We start from the raw sequence: 19,923 nt of genomic DNA, 5'->3' as shown, positions 1-19,923 counted from the left end.
CCGCCTCAGGCTCCGCCGGTCCACCGGTAACGACGTTCCGGTCGGCCGGCGGAGCCGTACCGCAGGCTCACCCCGGCCTTGCCCGTACCGACGAAGTGCTCCAGGTAGCGGCGGGTGCTGACCCGGGACAGCCCGACCCGCTCGGCGCACTCGGTGGCCGACAGGTCGCCGTCGGCCTTCCGGAGCGCCTCGGCGACCAGGTCGGCGGTGGGTCGGGTCAGCCCCTTCGGCAACTCGACCGGTGGTGCCGGGCGGAGCGCCACGAAGAGCCGGTCGACGTCGTCCTGGGCGACCTCGCGGGACCCGGCGAGCCCGTGGTGGGCGACCGCGTACCGCTCCAGCCGGTCGCGCAGGGCGTCGAAGCTGAACGGCTTGATCAGGTAGTGGACCACGCCGCTGCGCAACGCGGTCCGGATGGTGTTGACGTCCCGAGCCGCGGTCACCGCGAGTACGTCCACCACCGCGTCCCCCTCGCGCAACCGGCGCAGCACCTCCAGGCCGGAGACGTCCGGCAGGTAGATGTCGAGCAGGACCAGGTCCGGCCGGAGCCGGTCCACCTCGGCGAGCGCCTCGGCACCGGTGTGCGCCACCCCGACGACGGCGAAGCCCGGCACCCGGGCAACGAACCCGCACTGCACCTTCGCCACCATGAAGTCGTCGTCGACCACCAGCACCCGGATCATGCCGACACCCCTACCACCAGCGGCAGCCGGGCCACGAACGACGACCCGCGTACCTGCACGCTGCCGCCCCGGTGCTGGCAGATCAGCCGGATCAGGGCCAGGCCGAGCCCGTGGTGGCCCAGGGCCTCGTCCTTGGTGCTGTAGCCCTGCCGGAACACCTCCTCGACCAGTTCCTCCGGTACGCCCGGCCCGGAGTCGCTGACCGTCACGTGGACCTCGCCGTCGTGCACCCGTACCCCCGCCTCCACCCGGCCGCCCGGCTCGATCGCGTCCAGCGCGTTGTCGATCAGGTTGCCGATCACCGTGACGAGGTCACCGGCGAGCCGTTCGTCGACCACCGGGAGGTCCGAGTCGGCGGCGATCACCAGTTGCACACCCTGCTCGGCGGCGAGGCTCGCCTTCGCGATCAGCAGGGCGGCCAGCGCCGGATCCCGGATCAGGCTGGTCACGTCCCGGTTGAGCGCCTCGTGCACCTGGCTGGCCCGGGTGATGTAGCGGACCACCTCGTCGTGCTCGCCCAGCTCCACCAGCCCGGCGATGGTGTGCAGCCGGTTGCTGAACTCGTGCGCCTGGGCCCGGAGGGTGTCGGTGGTGTGCCGGCTGACGTCGAGTTCGCGGCGCAGCGCGGTCAGCTCGGTCCGGTCCCGCAGGGTCGTCACCGAACCGACCCGGCGCCCCCGGACCAGCACCGGCCGGCGGTTGAGCACCAGCACCCGGTCGTCGCTGAGCACTATCTGGTCCACCCCGCTGACCCGCCCGGTGAGTACGTCCCGCAGCCGGGGCTCCATCGGCTGGGCGTGCAGCGACTGCCCGACCGGCGAGGCCGGCAGCCCGAGCAGGCGTACGGCCTCGTCGTTGACCAGGGTGACCCGGTCGGCGGCGTCAGTGCCGAGCACACCTTCCTTGATGCCGTGCAGCATCGCCTCCCGGTGCTCGACCAGGCCGGTGATCTCGTCGGGTTCCAGGCCCAGCGTCTGCCGTTTCACCCGACGGGCCAGCAGCAGCGACCCGGCCACCCCGAGCACCCCGCCGAGCAGCAGGTAGGTGAGCAGGTTGGTGACCCCGGCGGCGAGCTGTTCGGGCAGCGTGGGGTAGACGTGGCCGACCACGATCAGACCGAGGAAACCACCGTCCCGCTCGTCGAGTACAGGCACGTGCGCGACCAGCGCCTTGGACCCGTCGTCGACCACACCGACCCAGGACCGGCCGGCAAGCCCGTCGCTGGTGCCCAGCACCGCGGGTGTGCCCGCGTCCGGGCCGGTGACGAGTTTGCCGGTGGCGTCGGTGATCAGCACGTACGAGGCACCGGAAACCGCTCGGGCGCTCTCCGCGACCGAGGCCAGCGCCTCCTGTCCGGTCGGGTCGCCGAGCCCCAGCCGCACCGTACGGTTGATCGCCGCGTTCTCCCCCACCGACCGCAGCCGGGCGCCCTCCTCGCGCCGGAACGCGGCGTCGGACTCGGCGATCGACACCGCCGCGACCGCGCCGACCACCAGCAGCACGATGCCGAGCTGGAGCAGCAGGAACTGGCCGGCCAGGGACATCCGCTGACGCATCGCTCCTCCTCCGCCGGGGGTCGGGCACGCACACGATGCCGGGACGGGCTGGGCCGGACCCGGATGGGCGTGGTGGGAAGCGTCCGCCCGACCGGCGCCGGAGTCAACCGCAAACTACCCGAGGCCCGGCTGGTGACAACCGGCCGTCGGACGAGCAGGATCGTCAGGTACCTCCGCCGGAGGTCAGGTATCCGCACCGGACGGCTCACCGGCGGGACGAACCGGCAGAGGAGGACCGAAATGCGACGGCTGAAGCGCTCGGTCGTGTTCGGCCTCGCCATGCTGCTGGTCGGCGTACCGGGGTGCGGCACCGGGCGGCCCGCCGGTGAACTGTCCGAACTGCGGGTGCTGGTGCCCAACGCGCCGGGCAGCGGCTACGACGTCACCGCCCGGATCGCCGCGAAGGCCCTCGAGGACGCCGGGGTGATCCGCGGGGTGGAGGTGTTCAACCTGCCCGGCGGCGGGGGCGTGGTCGGGCTGCGACGGCTGGGTTACGAGCGCGGCAACGGCCGGCTGATGATGCTGATGGGGCTCGGGGTGGTCGGCAGCCAGTACACCGGAACCGCCCAGGTGACGCTCCAGGACACCACGCCGATCGCCCGGCTGATCGAGGAGCCGGCGATCGTGGTGGTCACCCGCGAGTCGCCGTACCGGGACCTGGCCGAGCTGATCGCGGCCTGGCGGGCGGACCCGGCGGCCGTACCGGTCGGTGGCGGGTCCTCGGCCGGCGGCCCGGACCACCTGGCCCCGATGCTGGTCGCGGACGCCGTCGGCATCCCACCCCGCAGGGTCTCCTACCGGCAGTACGACGGTGGCGGCGACCTGCTCGCGGCGATCCTGCACCACCAGGTCGCCTTCGGTGTCTCCGGGTTGAGCGAGTACGCCGACCAGGTCACCTCCGGGCAGCTACGGGTCCTCGCCGTCACCAGTGAACACCGGATCCCCGGCATCCTCGCCCCGACCCTGCGGGAGCAGGGGGTCGACGTGGTGTTCAGCAACTGGCGGGGCATCGTCGCCCCGCCCGGACTGGCCGAGCGCGACGTGCTGGCGATGCGGGACGCGGTCGCCCGGTTGCACGACTCGGCGCAGTGGCGGACCGCCCTGACCAGGTACGGCTGGACCGACGCCTATCTGGACGGCGACGCCTTCGGCGACTTCCTGCGTACGGAGAACGACCGGCTCGACCACCTGCTGGGCGGGCTCGGCCTCACGGGCACCCGCACCGGCTGAGAGCTGACCGGTCAGTCGCTCACCACCGGACCGTCGTCGGTGGTGTCATCCTCTCTGCCCGGCCCGATCCGCATGCCCTGGTCGTCCTCGGACTCGACGCTGTCCGGGCGGTAGGGACCGATGCCGGAGAACCGGCCGGCACCGTGCCGGCGCAGGATCGCCTGCTCCACCACGTTCACCACGATGATCACGGCGGCCAGGGTGACCAGCGCCGCCAGGGAGGGAATCACCGTGGCGACGGGGAAGAAGAACAGGCAGGCACCGGCGGCCAGCAGCCGACGCCAGGCCACGGTCCGGTGCAGTCGCCAGTGGGTGTAGGCGAAGGTGCCGAGGAACAGGGCGGATCCGCCGTAGAGCAGCGCGGCGTCCCCCATCCGCATCCCGGTCTCCGGTGTCCGGACCACCTCCGCCAGGCCGACGGAGATGACGATGATCCCGCAACTGAACCCCAGGTGCGCGTAGAGCAGGATGGCCCGCCGTACGTCGCTGCTCCCCTCGGACTGGACCACGGCCCGGCGGAACGCCCACAGACCGTGGATGAAGTAGGCCCACCAGAGCCCGCAGGCGAGCGCGTACGACCCGGCGACCGCGAGGATCCGGTACCAGGTCAACGGCAGGCTGGAGGCGACCGCGCCGACCTGCACCACCGATTCGCCGAGCACGAGGATGAGCAGCAGTCCGTACCGGTGGGTGTAGTGCACGGGCCGGACCCGGAACCTGGCCAGTTGCCGGCGCAGCACCAGCGGGCTGAAGATGTCGATCGCGGAGGCGGTCGCCCAGAGCAGGATCCGGGCGTTGCCGTCGACGATGCCGCCGATCAGCAGCAACGGCCCGGAGATCACCGCACCGACCCCGTACGGGCCGATGAAGAAGCCCCGCCACTCCCGGAAGTTGTTGAGCGCGAAGCCGGCGAGCAGCGCTCGGATGATCAGGTAGCTGACCCCGTAGAGCAGCCCGCGGTCGTCGAACGCGCCGGGGATGGCGAGGGCCAGGACGAGGTTGCCGAAGCCGAGCGTGAAGATGACCACCCGGTCGCGGACGTTGCCGATGTCGCGCTGGTTGGCGTAGATGGTGACGCCGACCCACGCCCAGTACATCGAGATGAACAGGATCAGCGCCTGGGCGACACCCAGCAGGTCGTGGTCGCGGAACAGTTCGGCGGTGATCTGGGTGACCGCGAAGACGAAGGCCAGATCGAAGAAGAGTTCCTCCCAGGTCACCCCCTTGTCCGACTGCCGCTGCCGCACCGAATCAACATACCGATCACGGTGCGTCGCCGGAGCCGGAGCGATCAGATCACTATCGTGGCGGGATGCCCGAACGAGACCCGTCCGTCGATCCGTCCGAGGGTCGACCCGACGGCACGGCCGGAGGTCCGCTGCGCGGCGTAAAGGTGGTGGAACTCGCCGGGATCGGGCCGGGCCCGTTCGCCGCGATGATGCTGGCCGACATGGGCGCCGACGTGATCCGGGTGGACCGGGCCGCCGACGTGCACCCGGAGCGGTTCGGCACCCCGCATCCGGACGTGCTCAACCGGGGGCGGCGCTCGATCGGCGTGGACCTGAAGGCCGACGGCGCCCGGGAACTCGTACTCGACCTGGTGCGTGGCAGCGACGTACTGCTGGAGGGGTTCCGTCCGGGGGTGACCGAGCGGCTCGGCCTCGGTCCGGCCGACTGTCACGGGGTGAACCCGCGGCTGGTCTACGGGCGGATGACCGGCTGGGGGCAGGACGGTCCGAACGCCGGGTACGCCGGACACGACCTCACCTATCTCGCGCCGACCGGGATCCTGCACGCCATCGGCCGGGCCGACGAACGGCCGGTGCCGCCGCTCAACCTGATCGGCGACTTCGGTGGCGGCGGGATGATGCTCGCCTTCGGGGTGGTCTGCGCCCTGCTCGACGTACGGGCCGGCGGTGCCGGGCAGGTGGTCGACGCCGCCATCGTCGACGGCGCCACCCTGCTCTCGACCGCCCTGCACGGGTTGCGCGGGCTCGGGATGTGGCGCAACGAGCGGGGCGCGAACCTGCTCGACGGCGGGGCACCCTTCTACGACACGTACGAGTGCGCCGATGGCCGGTTCGTTGCCGTCGGTGCGCTGGAGCCGCGGTTCTACGCCGAGCTTGTCGCCCGTACCGGCTTCCGGTCGGCGTCCGGGACCGGGCAGGACCGGTTCGATCCGGATTCCTGGGCGGTCGACCGGGCGGCCTGGGCGGAACTGTTCCGCAGCCGGACCCGGGACGAGTGGGCCGCGCTGCTGGAACACGGCGACGCCTGTGTCGCCCCGGTGCTCGACTGGGACGAGGCGCCGGAGCATCCGCACCTGGCCGCGCGCGGGGTGTTCGCCACCCACGCCGGTGCCGTCCAGCCCGCTCCGGCCCCCCGGTTCAGCCGTACGCCCGGCGCTATCCGCCGCCCGCCGCCGCACCCCGGCGAACACACCGACGAGATCCTCACCGACCTGGGCCTGCACCCCACCGCCATCGCCCACCTGCGCGAGGCCCGGACGGTCGCCTAGCTCGGCAAGGGGCTGGGCAGCGGTACGGCGGTGCCGGTGACGGCGATCCCGGAGGTGGGGTCCGCGGGGATGCCGACCGTGAGCACGCTGGGGCGGCCGAGGTCGGCGCCCTGGTAGACGGTGACCATCGCGGGCACGGTGACCAGCCCCAACTCGCGCAGGTAACCGCCGAACGCGGCCGCGGCGGCACCGGTGGCTGGATCCTCGAACACCCCGCCCGGCGGGAACGGGTTGCGCGCGTGGAACACCTCCGTCGACTCCCGCCAGACCAGGTCGATCGTGGTCCAGTCGTGGCGTGCCATCAGGGCGGCCAGCGTGGGCAGGTCGTAGTCCAGGTCGGCGAGCCGCTGCCGGGTCGCCGCCGCGATCACCGGGTGCCGGGCACCGGCGTACGCGACCCGTGGCGGCAGGGTCGGGTCGAGGTCGGCCGGATCCCAGCGCAGGGCCGCGAGCAGTTCGGCGAGGTCGGTGGCGTCGATCGGATCGGTACGCGGGGCGACGCTGATCAACGTCGCGGTGGTCGTACCGTCCGGGGCGACGGCGGTGGTCACGTCGACCCGACCGGCGCGGGTGTCGAGGTGCATCCGTCCGGTGCCGTGCCGTTGGGCGTACGCGGCGGCGGTGGCGATGGTGGCGTGGCCGCAGAACGGCACCTCCGCCAGCGGGCTGAAGTAGCGGATGTCGAAGTGGTCGTCTCCGCGTGGCAGCAGGAAGGCGGTCTCGGAGTAGCCCACCTCGGCGGCCACCCGGAGCATCTCGGCACCGTCCACGCCGGTCGCGTCGAGCACAACCCCGGCCGGGTTTCCGCCGCTCGGGCTGGTGCTGAAGGCGGCGTACCGCTGGATTTCCATGATCGCGACCCTACGCGCGGGGTACGGGAGCGACCACGGCCAATCGCCGTCCGCTGGCTCGACGGACCCGCCCGGCAACCGGCAAGGATCCCCTGCTCGCGCCGCCGATGCCGGTGAGTACGAGAATGGTTCATTTTCACTCATCGTCTACGCTGCGAACACACCCCGGATTGTTGACAAACTTGAATGTATCGGGGGCCGTCGGTGGTCACTCCCAACCGATGCCGGCGGTCGCCGGACGACGACCGCGGGCAGGCAGATCACCGATCACGAGTCAACCCCGAACCCCTCCGTAGGCACCCATCCGCAGCCCTGGTGACACCCGCCCCACGGCAGTCGGCTCCCATCCGCGTCAGCCTCCTTCCCTACCGCGACAAGTTCGGTTCGGACGGCACCACGATGGCAGTTCTCGCCGCACGCCTAAGGAGAGACACCATGCGGCTGATCCTCTTCAACACCCTGATGGGCGCTTGCGCCGGCATCGCTCTGCTCCTCGTACCGCGCTTCTGGGCGGTGGTCCGGGGTGAACGCCCCCCGCTGCTGCTGCTCGGCAACCAGCCGGTCAGCCCGAGCGGCTGGGCGGCGACGTTCGGCATCCTCGGATTTGTCCTCACCTCGCTCGGCTTCGTCACGACGGTCTGGCATCCCTCCGCCCCCGCCAAGGACTACATCGACACGATCTTCGGCGAGCCGACCCTGCTGCTGGGCGTCATCCTGCTGGCCGCCGCCTGGTATCTCGGCCGGCGGCCGGACGGCGAGGAACTGGACCCGGTGGCGCTGCGGGCGGTGCTCGCCCCGGTGAGCTGGGTGGTGTTCTGGCTCGGCGTCATCCTGGTCTGGTGCACCCTGGCCATCATCCGGTTCAACGTCGTCGGCGCCGCGCCGGCGGAGGAACCGATCACCGGGCTGCTGCACGACTGGCCGATGGTGGAGAACCTCTTCTTCGCCCTGCTGCTGTACGGCCCCGCCGCGATCGGCTGTCTGCTCTTTCCCATCGCCGTACGCGGCAACGGCCGGGTCGCCTGGCTCATCCTCTACTGGTGCTGGACCGTCGCCGGTTTCGGATTCGCCCTGTTCAGCGCGATGAACTTCTACACCCACACCGGAATGTTGATCAACCTCGGCACCGAGGGCGCCGACTACCGGTGGTGAGTGGCACCGACCCCGCGTAAACGCCCGGGGGCCGCCGGGTTCGCCCGGAGGCCCCCAGGATCGGTTGATCTAGCTGATCTAAGCTGGCCGAATCCGGGCCGGAATACCGGCCAAGGTACGGCGAATACGCGGAAATCGGGAGCCACCATGTACGACGCGATGCTCGCGGAGACGGTCACCCTCGCCGGGGCGGACGGGGACGAGATCGAGGCCTATCTGGCCCGCCCGCTGGGCCCCGGCCCGTACGGCGCGGTGGTGGTGATCCACCACATGCCCGGCTACGACGAGGCGACCAAGGAGATGACCCGTCGCCTCGCCCACCACGGTTACCTGGCCGTCTGCCCGAACCTGTACAGCCGGGAGGCGCCCGGCGCGAGCCCGGACGACGCGGCCGCCGCCGCCCGCGCCAATGGCGGGGTGCCGGACGTACGGCTGGTCGGTGACGTGGCCGGCGCGGCGGCGTACCTGCGGGGGCTGACGTCAAGCAACGGCAAGGTCGGCGTGATCGGGCACTGCTCCGGGGGCCGGCAGTCGTTCCTGGCCGCCTGCCAGTTGCCGCTCGACGCCGCGGTCGACTGCTACGGCGCGTTTGTCGTCGGTACGCCCCCGGAGGGCATGCCGGCGACGTTCCAGCCGCTGCTGGGCATGGCCGACCGGCTCTCCGCCCCGCTGCTCGGGCTGTTCGGCGCGGAGGACAAGTACCCGTCGCCGGAGCAGACCGAGGAGCTGGAGCGGGAGCTGACCCGGCTCGGCAAGACCTTCGAGTTCCACACGTACGAGAACGCCGGGCACGCGTTCTTCGCCGTCGACCGGCCCAGCTACCGCCCCCAGGCGGCGGTCGACGGCTGGCAGAAGATCTTCACCTGGTTCGACCGCTACCTGAGCGCCTGAGGAGCCGGACATGTGCACCTACGTCACCGAGAAGATCGAGATCGACGGCAGCGGCAAGGGCCCGACCGGCTGGTTCGGTCTCACCGGCGCCACCGTGTACGTCGACCACCCCGTGCACGCCCCGTACGAGCACACCGTGAACATCGATCTGGTGAATCCGGCCGCCGGTCCGGGCGCCCGGGTGGCGGTGGAGTTGACCGAGGAGTCGGCGCTGGCCCTGATCGCCGCGATCCAGGCGGCACTGGCCAGTGCCCCGCCCGGACTGGCCAGCGCGCCGCGTCCGGCGTCCTGATCCTCGGGAAGGGTCGGATCCGGTGCGGCGGAGCGACGCAACGCGGAAAGTAAGCTTTTCCGCAGGCCTCGCCGCCGCGACCGGACGATCCGCGCTGATCGCGACCTATTGATCCGAACTGATGAGGACCCGGTGACCCAGACTGTCGACAACACCGCACAGGATCCCGCGGCTACCGCCGCCCCGCTCTCCGCGCAGACCGGGCCGTACTTCGGTCGGTTCGGTGGGCGGTTCGTGCCCGAGGCGCTGATCGCGGCGCTGGAGGAGCTGGACGCCGCGTACACCACGGCACTGGTGGATCCGGAATTTGTCGCCCAGCTCGACGAGCTGCACCGCAGCTACTCCGGCCGGCCGAGCATCCTGACCGAGGCGCCGAGGTTCGGCCAGCACGCCGGTGGTGCCCGGATCATCCTCAAGCGCGAGGATCTGAACCACACCGGATCACACAAGATCAACAACGTCCTGGGTCAGGCGCTGCTGACCGTACGGATGGGCAAGACCCGGGTGATCGCCGAGACCGGCGCCGGTCAGCACGGGGTCGCCACCGCGACCGCCGCCGCCCTGCTCGGCCTTGAAGCCGTGATCTACATGGGCGAGGAGGACACCCGGCGACAGGCGCTGAACGTGGCCCGGATGCGGTTGCTGGGCGCCACCGTCATCCCGGTCACGGCGGGCTCGCGCACACTCAAGGACGCGATGAACGAGGCCATGCGCGACTGGGTCACCAACGTGCACAACACGCACTACCTGATCGGTTCGGTGGCCGGACCGCACCCGTTCCCGTCGATGGTCCGCGACTTCCAGAAGATCATCGGGATCGAGGCCCGGCAGCAGGTGCTCGACCTGGTCGGCCGGCTACCCGACGTCATCTGCGCCTGCGTCGGCGGCGGGTCGAACGCGATCGGGATCTTCCAGGCCTTCCTCGACGACGCCGAGGTCGAACTGGCCGGGTTCGAGGCGGGCGGCGACGGCGTCGACACCGGCCGGCACGCGGCGGCGATCAGCGGCGGCGCGCCCGGAGTGCTGCACGGCAGCCGCTCCTTCATCCTCCAGGACGAGTTCGGCCAGACCGTGGAGAGCCACTCGATCTCGGCCGGGCTCGACTATCCGGGCGTCGGTCCGGGGCACTCCTGGCTGCACGAGATCGGCCGGGGGCGCTACGAGGCGGTGACCGACGCGGACGCGATGGAGGCGTTCCTGCTGCTCTCCCGTACCGAGGGGATCATCCCGGCGATCGAGAGCGCGCACGCGCTGGCCGGTGCGCTCCGCGAGGGGCGCCGGCTCGGTCCGGACGGGGTCATCCTGGTCAACCTCTCCGGTCGCGGTGACAAGGACGTCGACACCGCCGCCCGCTACTTCGGTCTGCTGGACGGCGCGCCCGCGCCGGACGCCACCTCCGCACCGGCCGGGTCGGCCGACGCGGCGCACGGAGAGGACGCGGCCAAGTGACCGTCCGTACGACCATCGAGAAGGCTCGGGCCGAGGGCCGCGCCGCACTGATCGGTTACCTCCCGGTGGGTTTCCCCGACGTCGAGACCTCCGTTGCCGCGATGCGGGCGATGGTGGCCGGTGGGGTGGACATCGTCGAGGTGGGCCTGCCGTACTCGGATCCACTGATGGACGGTCCGGTGATCCAGCGGGCCACCGAGGCGGCACTCGCGGCCGGTACGCAGACCGGGGACGCGTTCACCGCCGTACGCGGGGTGGTCGACGCCGGTGCGCCGGCGCTGGTGATGACGTACTGGAACCTGGTCGACCGGTACGGCGTGGACCGGTTCGCCACGGACCTGGCCGCCGCGGGCGGCTCGGGGCTGATCACGCCGGACCTGATTCCGGACGAGGCCGCGCAGTGGCAGGAGGCCTCGGACGCGCACGACCTGGACCGGGTCTACCTGGTGGCGCTGACCTCCACCCCGCAGCGGCTGGCGATGACGGCGAACGCGTCGCGCGGTTTTGTCTACGCGGCGTCGTTGATGGGCGTGACCGGTGAGCGCAACTCCGTCGGTGCGGGCGCACGGGACCTGGTCGAACGGGTGAAGGCGGTCACCGACGTACCGGTCTGTGTCGGGCTCGGGGTCAGCAACGGGGTCCAGGCCGCGCAGGTCGCCGCCTTCGCCGACGGCGTCATCGTCGGCTCGGCCTTCGTCCGCGCCCTGATCGACGCGCCCGACCGCCAGTCCGGCATCGCCGCCGTGGAAGCCGTCGCCAGGGACCTGGCCGAGGGCGTCCGCTCGGCCTGACCCCTCGCACGTGGGGTCGAAGGTCGGTGATCCACCGCCCTTCGACCCCGTCATGCGGCCTCAGGGCTCCCGCTTCGCTACCCGGGTCCAGCCGGTCCAACCACGCTCGGCGATCAACTCCCGCAGCCGCGCGACGGCAGGATGGGAGGCCTCGGCGAACGAGTCCATCAGGCCGACGAACGCCGCGTCGGGCGTGACCTCGTCCTGCCGGTCCAGGTCCCCGTTGGCCGCGGCCTCCTCGAACAGCTCGCTCATCAGGTCGGCGGTCTCGCGCAGCAACTCTTCGTCCTTCCAGTTCTCGGCGATCCGCGCGATGAGCCGGTAGAGCCGGAGGACTTTCGGGTCGGCCAGTTGGGCCACCTTCTCGGCTATCACCACCGGGATCACTTCCGGTCGTCGTGCCGCCATCAGGATCCACGCGTCGCGTTCAGCCTCGATGAGGGCGGTCGGCGCTCCGTTGGCACGCAGGCGGTCCAGGTAGTCGACCACCTCCTCGGGGACCGCCAGGGTATCGCCGGAGCCCAGCCGCGCGATCCGCCGCCGGTGCTCCTGCAGCGCGCGGATCCGCGTACGCAACTGCCGGTCAACCTCGGCGGTCGCGGCGGCAAACGTCTCGGGGTCGGCGTCGAGCAGCTCCCGGACCCGGGCCAGTGGGACGCCGGCCTCGGCCAGGGTCCGGATCCGGATGAGCCGCACGACCTCGACCACGTCGTACGTCCGGTAGCCGGAGGCGTCGCGCTCCGGCTCCCGAAGCAGTCCGATCTGGTGGTAGTGCCGCACCGCACGGATGGTCACCCCGGCGTAGGACGCCAGCTGTCCGATCGTCAGCATGGCTTCATGCCTGCACCAGGAGGACGCATTCTCAACTGATCCTGCGCCGGTAGATGGCCATGGCGACGCCGTACGCGACGACGAGGAGGCCGGCACACCAGGCGAGGGCGATCCAGACGTCCCCGCCGACCTGCTGCCCGGCGAACAGGCCCCGAATCGTGTTGACGATGGACGTCACGGGCTGGTTCTCAGCGAACGCGCGTACGGGGCCGGGCATGCTCTCCGTCGGTACGAAAGCCGAGCTGACGAACGGCAGGAAGATGAGCGGATAGGAGAACGCACTCGCGCCGTCCACCGTCTTCGCGGTCAGGCCCGGGATGACGGCGAGCCACGTCAGGGCCAGCGTGAACAGCATCGTGATGCCGGTGACCGCCAGCCAGCTCAGCACGCCGGCTCCGGACCGGAAGCCCATGACGAGGGCGACCAGGACAACCACCACCAGCGAGATCAGGTTGGCGATCAGCGAGGTCAGCACGTGCGCCCACAGCACGGACGAGCGTGCGATCGGCATGGACTGGAACCGCTCGAAGATGCCGCCCTTCATGTCCAGGAAGAGGCGAAATGCGGTATAGGCGATTCCCGAGGCGACCGTGATGAGCAGGATGCCGGGCAGCAGGTAGTTCACGTACCTGCCCGACCCGGTCTGGATCGCACCGCCGAACACGTAGACGAACAGCAACATGAATGCGATCGGCATGATCGCGGTCGTGATGATGGTGTCCGGGCTGCGGCTGATGTGGCGCAGGGACCGCCCCAGCAGAACGGCGGTGTCGCCGAAGAAATGCTTGGTCATCGAGGGTCCTCAGTTGTTCGTGCCGTCGGGGCTGGCGGCGCCTACCCTGCTGTCAGTGCCGTGATCACCGACGATGGCGAGGAAGACGTCCTCGAGGGTCGGCTGCTTCTCGACGTACTCGACGGTGGCGGGCGGGAGCAGTTGCTTGAGCTCGGCGAGGGTGCCGTTGGCGATGATGCGCCCCCGGTGCAGGACCGCGATCCGGTCCGCGAGCTGTTCGGCCTCGTCGAGGTACTGCGTGGTGAGCAGCACCGTCGTGCCCTGCCCGGCGAGTTCCCGGACGGCCTGCCACACCTCGAGACGCGCCTGTGGGTCGAGCCCGGTCGTCGGTTCGTCGAGGAATATCACAGGCGGGTTCCCGATGAGGCTCATCGCGATGTCGAGCCGGCGGCGCATGCCCCCCGAGTACGTCGACGCCTTCCGGGTGGCCGCGTCGGTCAGCGAGAAGCGGGCAAGCAGGTCATCCGCGATCCGGCCCGGTTCCCTGAGATGCCGCAACCGAGCGACCAGCACCAGGTTCTCCCGCCCGCTGAGGATCTCGTCGACGGCCGCGAACTGTCCCGTCAGGCTGATGGACTCCCGCACGCTCGCCGCCTGCGTGGCGACATCGAACCCGTTCACGGCGGCCGTCCCCGCGTCCGGCTTGAGCAGCGTGGACAGGATTCTCACGACCGTGGTCTTGCCCGCCCCGTTCGAGCCGAGCAGGGCGAAAATGCTCCCCCGCGCCACGTCGAAGTCCACGCCGCGCAGCACGTGCAGATCCTTGTATGACTTCTCCAGGCCCTGGACCTGGATCACAGGCCCGCGAATTTGCTCGATCGTTGTCTGAACATCTCTGGACATGACGCCAGCATGCGGGGTTGACGCTGCGTCAGGGTCAACCCCGGAAGCAGGTCAGGTCGTCTGCTCAGGTCCGGCTGCGGAGGCTCCGTGTCAGCGTGGGGATCATCACCGCCGCAGGGACGAGGTGTAGCGCGAGCAGCGCGGTGGTGGTCGCGGCGTTTGCCCCGACGAGAAGGGGCGGGACCAACGAGATCGCGGTCAGCGACACCGCCGTCCACACGAATCGCTCGGCGGGGCGGGCGCTCCAACGAAGAAGGACGACGGCAATGACGACGCCCACGATCGAGAAGACTCCGGTCACCACGGCGAACCCGGACAACGGGATCGTCTCGCCACCATCGGGGATCTCGAAGTCGACGCCGACGGCCCGGGCAAGCGCGGCGGCGAGGGTGGTGGTCAGCATCGCCGCGAGCGTGGCGACGAAGCCCGTGCCGGCGAGCCCGCCGAGCCGGTGAGTGCGCCTGGTCCGGCCCGATGCCGGGCCCACGACGACCCCGGTGTCATCCATGCTGCTCATGCCGGTCCTCCCTCCGTGCCGAGCGCCGGCAGGCGTTCCGGCAGCCCGAGCCGCGGGAACTGGTCGTCGTGGAACGTGACGATCTCGGTGATCGCCCCGCCGGTGACGCGCAGAACGTCGATCGTCAGCGGCAGGTACGCGCCCTCCTGCTCCTGCCACAGGTAGAAGGCGACGGTGGGCTGCCGGTTCACGGCGGTGGGGACGGCGCGCAGGTGCCCCAGGTCCTCGAAGCCGTCCGCGATCCAGTCGTTCACCACCGCGTCACGGCCGACGCACAGGCCCGGCGTGGGCGGCATCGAGCAGCGGACGTCGTCCCGCAACAGTGCGGCGAGCCCGTTGACGTCCGTGGCCACGCTGGCGTCGGTGAAGCGGCGTACCAGCTCACGCGTCCCGGCGTCCTCCTCGCCGCCGGTCCAGTCCTGCCGCTCGGCGGGCAGGTGCTCCCGCATCCCGGCGCGGGCCCGCTGCAGGGCACTGTTCACGGAGTTGACGGAGTCTCCGAGGAGCTCCGCGACGTCCTTCGCCGGCCACCCGAGCACGTCCCGCAGGATCAGCACCGCCCGCGGGCGCGGCGCGAGATGCTGGACCGCCACCAGGTACGCCAGCTCGATCGTCTCCCGCGCGACGGCGACGCTCTCCGGCTCGTCCGCGTCGCCCGCGGGCAACTCGTCGAGCAGCCGGTCCGGGTAGGGCTGCAACCACAGCACCTCGCCGCCGGTCGCAGGCTCCGGGCGGCACCTGGCGAGCAGGTCCAGGCAGGCGTTGGTGGCGATCCGGTACAACCAGGCCCGGAACGTCGACCGCCCCTCGAAGGTCTCCCGCCGCCGCCAGGCACGCAGGAACGTCTCCTGCACGGTGTCCTCGGCGTCCTCGAACGACCCGAGCATCCGGTAGCAGTGCACGTGCAGCTCCCGCCGGTGCCGCTCCGCCAACCCCGAGAACGCCCGCTCGTCGACCTCGCCCAAACCGCGCCCGCCCAGGCCGCCCACTCCCAGACCGCTCACGCCCAGGTCCTCCAGCCGTGTGTCCGCACCCATCACGTCATCCTTCCGCCTCGTCATGTCCCGTCGTAGGTATGACGGGTGCGGGCGGAAAAACTCATCACCAGGGTCGGCCGGCACGCGGCGTGGGGTCAGACGGTGGCGTAGACCTCCAACTCGGAGAGCTGGGCGGCGGGCCAGCCGGTGTTGGCGGTGAAGACCACGCGGACGTACCGGGCGGTGGTCGCGGGGAGCGGGACGGTCGCGGTGTTGCCGCTGGCGGGGTTGAAGGTGACGCTGCTCGGGCCGGCGACGGACGTGAAGGTCGAGCCGTTGGTGCTGCCCTGCACGGTGACGGTCTGGTTGCGGGTCGCCCAGGCCGATGACGGCGGCAGCTTCAGCACGACCCGGCGGACCGGGGCCGCCGCACCGAGGTCGACCTGCACCCACTGCGGGAAGGCGTTGCTGGGGCTTTCCCAGTAGGTGTTCGGGTTGCCGTCGACCACGTTCGACGAGCCGTAGACCTGGACGTGCCCGCTTTCGGCGGTGGGCCGGTTCGCCGCCAGGTTCGTGGTGGGCGGCGGGGCCGCGTCGGTGGTGACGGACACCGTGTTCGACGGCGGCGAGACGTTGTTCGCCGCGTCCAGCGCGACCACCGAGAAACTGTACGCGGTGGCCGGGCTCAACCCACCCACCGTGTACGACGTACCGCTCGGCGAGCCGACCACGGTGCCGCCCTGGCGTACCTGGTAGCCGGTCACCCCGATGTCGTCGACGGAGGCGGTCCAGGCGAGCGAGACACTGGTGGCGGTCTTGGCGGTGACGTTCAGCCCGCCCGGTGCGCTCGGCGGGGTGCCCGGCTCGCTGATGACGCCGCCGTACACCTCCACCTGGGAGAACTGCGCTGCCGGCCAGCCGGTGTTGGCGGAGACGGTGAGCCGCAGGTACCGGAGGTTGGCGGTGGCGAAGTTGACGGTGACCGTGTTGCCGGTGCCGGGGTTGAACAGGTAACCGGTGGGGCCGACGACGGTGGAGAAGGTCGACCCGTTGGTGCTGCCCTGCACGGTGATGGTCTGGGTACGGCTCTCCCAACCGGTCGGCAGCCGCAGCACCACCCGGTTGACGCCTGCGGCGGCACCGAGGTCGACCTGGAACCACTGCGGCAGGCTCCCGCTGCTCTCCCAGTAGGTGGACGGGTTGCCGTCCACCGCGTTCCCCGGCGGGTACGGGCCGTTCTGGCTGCTGGCGGTGGTCGGCTTGCCGGCGGCGAGGTTGATCGGTCCGGGGCCGGGACCACCGCCGACTACCGGCTGGGTCGGGCGGACCGGGGTGAGGGCGAGCTGCCCCTTGAGCATCCGGCCACCGTCGGCGGTGATCCGCAGGTAGTAGTCGGAGGAGCAGGCCGTGCCGTCCTCGTCGAGGGCGCGGATGCCGGTCCCGGCCGGCACCCAGGCGGCGCTCTCGGCGGTTTTGGCGATCTGGTTGCCCTCGTTGTACTCGTCGAACATGGAGACGTAGAGGCCCTGTGCGCCGACCCGGATCATGTTGTAGAGGTGTCGCCAGTAGAAGTCGCCGTGGTAACGGTGCCCGGAGGACAGGTCGCCGGGCATGACGCAGGGTTGGTAGTCGATCCCGTGGGCGTTGCAGTCGGCCTGGTCGGGGACGTTGACGTTGTTGTAGAACCAGTCCAGCCCGTCCAGGGTGCCGGTCCGGCCGACCATCCACGGCGAAATCATGTTGAAGGCGTGGTAGACGTCGAGGAAGCCGGGCCGGGAGTCGTTCACCCCGGTACGCCAGTAGGTCGGCACCCCGCCGATCACGTAGCAGCCCTGGGCCTTGAACCAGTTGATGACCTCGAGGCAGGGTGCCGGCGGGAACGGCCGTCCGCTGTCGTTGAAGCCGAAGCCCCAGATGCAGACCACCGGCTTGCCGTTCTGCCGCGCGTACGCCGGTGACGCGGTGAGGGCGGACATCTTCGTGGTCCAGTCGGTTTTCAACTCTGACTGGAAGTTCGTCCAGCTCGTGACGTCGTACATGATGTAGAACTTGCGGCTGAAACGTTCCGCCGCGCCGCGGACCTTGACCGCCATGGCGTCGCGGGTCGGGCCCTCGTCGCCGAACGGGTTGAAGCGTTGCAGGGCGGCGGTGTCGCAGTTGTGTTCCTGCATCCACCGGAAGTGGGTGTCGACGGTCTGCTGGTCGTAGGAGGAGAACAGCGCCGCCGGCTGGCCGTTGCCGAGGTTGGGGTACGCGGTGTTGTAGGTCCGGATGTACTCGCGGTTGTCCGGCCAGGACACGATAGTGGTGTTGCTCGGCGACGGGGACTGGAACCGGTCGCGGCTCCAGTGCCACCAGCCGCCGATCGGCGCCCCGTCGCCGGGGGCGGAGAACCAGCCCTGGTAACCCACGGAGATCTTGCCGACGACGTCGCCGGGCGGGCTGGCCGCGTACGCCGGCCGGGCGGCGGCGGCGAGCAGCTCTGACGTGGATACCGCGGCCAGCGCCGAGCCGGCCACGACCGATGACATGAACCTGCGGCGGGAGACTGCCATGGGTGCACTCCCTTTCGTGAAGGAGCGGGATCGGTACCGCGTCGTACCGGGGCGAGGGTGAGACAGGCGCGCGCCGAGGGTGCCGGCCGCGGGGCTCCGCCCCACGGGCCGATCACGGTCATCCTGCCAGCTTTGTTCACATGACCGCAATACAAGGATCGATGTATGAAACATCTGGACGGGGTGGAGCAAAATCACGACCATCACCGTCCCTCGTAGGCGCCCACCGGCGGCCCGCGATGCCGGGGGCGCAACGTCGATGAATATTTACCCACGTCTTGTTTCTTCGGCATGATGCTCGTAACCTGCGATAAACATCGGATGCCTACCCGCCTTGGCCAGGGCTAATACACCGGATCGCCGCGATGCGGGCCGCCCTGGCCAGCGGGATAGCTCGGATGACTGGCGCGCGAGGAAGGTGACCCACCCGCCCGACCCACCCGTCTTCCTGGGGAGCAGACCGTGACCATGAGCAGATCATCGGCGGCCCGCCGCCGGATGTTCGCCGGTGTCGCCGCGGCGACGCTGGCACTCGGCATGACCGCCTGCGGCAACGACGACAACGCCGACTCGACCGACCAGTCGGTGACCATGTGGACCTTCAAGAACACCCACGTCGCGGCCCTGCAACAGGTCGCCACGGAGTTCAAGACCAAGACCGGGATCACCGTCAAGGTCGAGGCGTACACGCCGGACGACGTCTTCACCAGCAAGATCCAGAGCGCCGCGCAGACCGGCGACCTCCCGGACGTCTTCGAACTGCACGCCGGTGGCGAGGACCTGCGGATCGGCGGCGCCGGACTGCTCGGCGACCTCGCCCCCGACTTCCCGGAGTCGGCGCTGCAACGGTTCCTGCCCAACACCCGGGCGGCCGGCCTGGTCACCGAGAAGCGCCGGGCCGAGCAGGAAGAGGTCAAGGACGCCAAGGTCGGCAGCCTGTTCAGCGTGCCGTTCACCGCCGGCACCTTCGGCATCGTCTACGGCAACCGGGAGAAGATGAAGGCCGCCGGGCTCGACCCGGACAAGCCGCCGCGCACCTGGGAGGAGTTCATCGGCTACCTCGAGGCGACCGGTGCCGCCGACCCGAAGCAGGGCGGCCTGTCGCTGGGCCTGAAGGTGAGCCAGACCGGCTTCAACTGGATCTACGAGCAGCTCGCCTTCGCGTACCTCGGCCAGGCCGGGTTCGAGGCGCTGTTCGACAAGGACCCCGCGCAGGGCTTCGCCAGCCCGGACGGGATCCGTACGCTCCAGCTCTACCAGCAGCTCAAGCCACACTGGATCGCCGGGGTGAGCGCACTGGGCATCGACGAGGCGGACATCGCGTTCGCCCAGGGCAAGTCCGCGTTCAACGTCGGCGGCACCTTCACCCTCGCCTTCCTGGCCCAGAACGGGATGCCGGCGGAGAACCTGGTCACCTTCCCGATCCCACCCGCGACCGGCGGCAAGGTCACCGACCTGCGGCTCGCCCCGCTGGCCCTGACCGGTCTGTCGGTCAGCTCCCAGACCAAGAACCGGGCGGCGGCGGTCAAGTGGATCGACCACCTGACCTCCCCGGAAGGGTCGGGCGCGTTCGCCAAGGCGTCGCTGGACCTGCCGGCGACCGACCTCGGCGCCGAGGCCGCCGCCCTGCTCGGGCCGAAGCTCGCCGCGTTGCAGCAGTACTTCACCGGGCCACCGGAGGCAACCTATGACGCCGCCAACAAGGGCTTCCGGCCGCCGGACTACGACGAGGTCCAGGTCGGCGACCCGCTGGTCAAGTTCTCCCCGCTCGGCGAGACCGACCCGGCGGCGACCGCCGCACAGCTCGACAAGGTGATCACGGCCATGTGGCAGAAGTCCGGCTAGGACGCACCGTGGCCATCCTGAACACGATCGACCCGTTGGGACGGCCCGGCGCCGGGCCGTCCCAACGGCAACGCCGCCGCACCCGCCGGGCCGGGCGGGGGGGGCGGCGGGCGGGGCGGGTGGGGGTTGGCGGCGGGGGCACCGGGCGC

18 protein-coding genes are annotated in these 19,923 nt (G+C 70.7%); 8 read left to right on the top strand and 10 right to left on the bottom strand.

Annotated elements, in window-relative coordinates; translation table 11 throughout:
* Positions 1-5: 5 nt before the first annotated feature.
* Both ACWEFB_RS28515 and ACWEFB_RS28510 read right to left on the bottom strand, forming a co-directional pair.
* Positions 6-683: a response regulator gene (locus tag ACWEFB_RS28515; RefSeq protein ID WP_452290286.1), complete on the bottom strand. Its 678-nt coding sequence runs from the start codon at positions 681-683 to the stop codon at positions 6-8.
* Positions 680-2,239, bottom strand: coding sequence for an ATP-binding protein (locus ACWEFB_RS28510; RefSeq protein ID WP_452290284.1), 1,560 nt, complete (start codon positions 2,237-2,239; stop codon positions 680-682). The genes ACWEFB_RS28515 and ACWEFB_RS28510 overlap by 4 nt, the downstream gene beginning before the upstream one ends.
* A 240-nt stretch (positions 2,240-2,479) precedes the next feature.
* Between ACWEFB_RS28510 and ACWEFB_RS28505 the strand changes: the two genes are divergently transcribed.
* Positions 2,480-3,469: a Bug family tripartite tricarboxylate transporter substrate binding protein gene (locus ACWEFB_RS28505; RefSeq protein ID WP_452290282.1), complete on the top strand. Its 990-nt coding sequence runs from the start codon at positions 2,480-2,482 to the stop codon at positions 3,467-3,469.
* An 11-nt stretch (positions 3,470-3,480) separates the two neighbouring features.
* Here the strand turns inward: ACWEFB_RS28505 and ACWEFB_RS28500 are convergent, their stop codons facing one another.
* On the bottom strand, positions 3,481-4,716 hold the full coding sequence (locus ACWEFB_RS28500; protein ID WP_452290280.1) for a low temperature requirement protein A: 1,236 nt from the start codon (positions 4,714-4,716) through the stop codon (positions 3,481-3,483).
* A gap of 65 nt (positions 4,717-4,781) precedes the next feature.
* Here ACWEFB_RS28500 and ACWEFB_RS28495 point away from each other — a divergent pair, with 65 nt between their 5' ends.
* The gene (locus tag ACWEFB_RS28495) at positions 4,782-5,987 is read left to right on the top strand and encodes a CaiB/BaiF CoA transferase family protein (RefSeq protein WP_452290278.1); all 1,206 of its coding nucleotides are present in this window, start codon (positions 4,782-4,784) and stop codon (positions 5,985-5,987) included.
* On the opposite strand, the gene ACWEFB_RS28490 is transcribed toward ACWEFB_RS28495, so the two are convergent.
* Positions 5,984-6,838: a PhzF family phenazine biosynthesis protein gene (locus tag ACWEFB_RS28490; RefSeq protein WP_452290276.1), complete on the bottom strand. Its 855-nt coding sequence runs from the start codon at positions 6,836-6,838 to the stop codon at positions 5,984-5,986. The two genes, ACWEFB_RS28495 and ACWEFB_RS28490, sit on opposite strands and share 4 nt — an antisense overlap.
* Before the next feature lie 435 nt (positions 6,839-7,273).
* Between ACWEFB_RS28490 and ACWEFB_RS28485 the strand changes: the two genes are divergently transcribed.
* From ACWEFB_RS28485 to trpA, 5 genes are all read left to right on the top strand, one after another.
* A complete protein-coding gene (locus tag ACWEFB_RS28485) occupies positions 7,274-7,990 on the top strand; it encodes a DUF981 family protein (protein WP_452290274.1) in 717 nt (238 codons plus the stop codon).
* 147 nt (positions 7,991-8,137) lie between these two features.
* A complete protein-coding gene (locus tag ACWEFB_RS28480) occupies positions 8,138-8,881 on the top strand; it encodes a dienelactone hydrolase family protein (protein ID WP_452290272.1) in 744 nt (247 codons plus the stop codon).
* 10 nt (positions 8,882-8,891) lie between these two features.
* A complete protein-coding gene (locus tag ACWEFB_RS28475; RefSeq protein WP_326558856.1) occupies positions 8,892-9,173 on the top strand; it encodes a DUF6295 family protein in 282 nt (93 codons plus the stop codon).
* A gap of 132 nt (positions 9,174-9,305) precedes the next feature.
* A complete protein-coding gene (trpB, locus tag ACWEFB_RS28470) occupies positions 9,306-10,622 on the top strand; it encodes a tryptophan synthase subunit beta (RefSeq protein WP_452290270.1) in 1,317 nt (438 codons plus the stop codon).
* Entirely contained in the window at positions 10,619-11,413 is a 795-nt protein-coding gene (trpA, locus tag ACWEFB_RS28465; protein WP_326558858.1) for a tryptophan synthase subunit alpha, read from the top strand. Before trpB ends, trpA begins: the two co-directional genes overlap by 4 nt.
* A 60-nt stretch (positions 11,414-11,473) precedes the next feature.
* On the opposite strand, the gene ACWEFB_RS28460 is transcribed toward trpA, so the two are convergent.
* The 6 genes from ACWEFB_RS28460 to ACWEFB_RS28435 all read right to left on the bottom strand — a co-directional run bounded on the left by ACWEFB_RS28460 (position 11,474) and on the right by ACWEFB_RS28435 (position 17,929).
* Positions 11,474-12,244 carry a MerR family transcriptional regulator gene (locus ACWEFB_RS28460; RefSeq protein WP_452290267.1) on the bottom strand — a complete coding sequence of 257 codons (771 nt, stop codon included), beginning with the start codon at positions 12,242-12,244 and terminating at the stop codon, positions 11,474-11,476.
* 31 nt (positions 12,245-12,275) lie between these two features.
* Positions 12,276-13,037 (bottom strand): ABC transporter permease, encoded by a 762-nt coding sequence (locus ACWEFB_RS28455; RefSeq protein ID WP_452290265.1) that lies wholly within the window; start codon positions 13,035-13,037, stop codon positions 12,276-12,278.
* A 9-nt stretch (positions 13,038-13,046) separates the two neighbouring features.
* The gene (locus tag ACWEFB_RS28450) at positions 13,047-13,880 is read right to left on the bottom strand and encodes an ABC transporter ATP-binding protein (RefSeq protein WP_452290263.1); all 834 of its coding nucleotides are present in this window, start codon (positions 13,878-13,880) and stop codon (positions 13,047-13,049) included.
* A 64-nt stretch (positions 13,881-13,944) separates the two neighbouring features.
* Entirely contained in the window at positions 13,945-14,397 is a 453-nt protein-coding gene (locus ACWEFB_RS28445) for a DUF6069 family protein (protein ID WP_452290261.1), read from the bottom strand.
* Positions 14,394-15,434 (bottom strand): RNA polymerase subunit sigma-70, encoded by a 1,041-nt coding sequence (locus tag ACWEFB_RS28440; protein ID WP_452290259.1) that lies wholly within the window; start codon positions 15,432-15,434, stop codon positions 14,394-14,396. Before ACWEFB_RS28440 ends, ACWEFB_RS28445 begins: the two co-directional genes overlap by 4 nt.
* A 95-nt stretch (positions 15,435-15,529) precedes the next feature.
* Positions 15,530-17,929 (bottom strand): discoidin domain-containing protein, encoded by a 2,400-nt coding sequence (locus ACWEFB_RS28435; protein WP_452290257.1) that lies wholly within the window; start codon positions 17,927-17,929, stop codon positions 15,530-15,532.
* 468 nt (positions 17,930-18,397) lie between these two features.
* Here ACWEFB_RS28435 and ACWEFB_RS28430 point away from each other — a divergent pair, with 468 nt between their 5' ends.
* Positions 18,398-19,774 (top strand): ABC transporter substrate-binding protein, encoded by a 1,377-nt coding sequence (locus tag ACWEFB_RS28430; protein ID WP_452290255.1) that lies wholly within the window; start codon positions 18,398-18,400, stop codon positions 19,772-19,774.
* Positions 19,775-19,923: the final 149 nt, after the last annotated feature.

Source organism: Micromonospora sp. NPDC004704 (genome assembly GCF_053601675.1).
The sequence above is the reverse complement of the archived record's forward strand: the minus strand, read 5'-3'. Positions and strand labels throughout refer to the sequence as shown.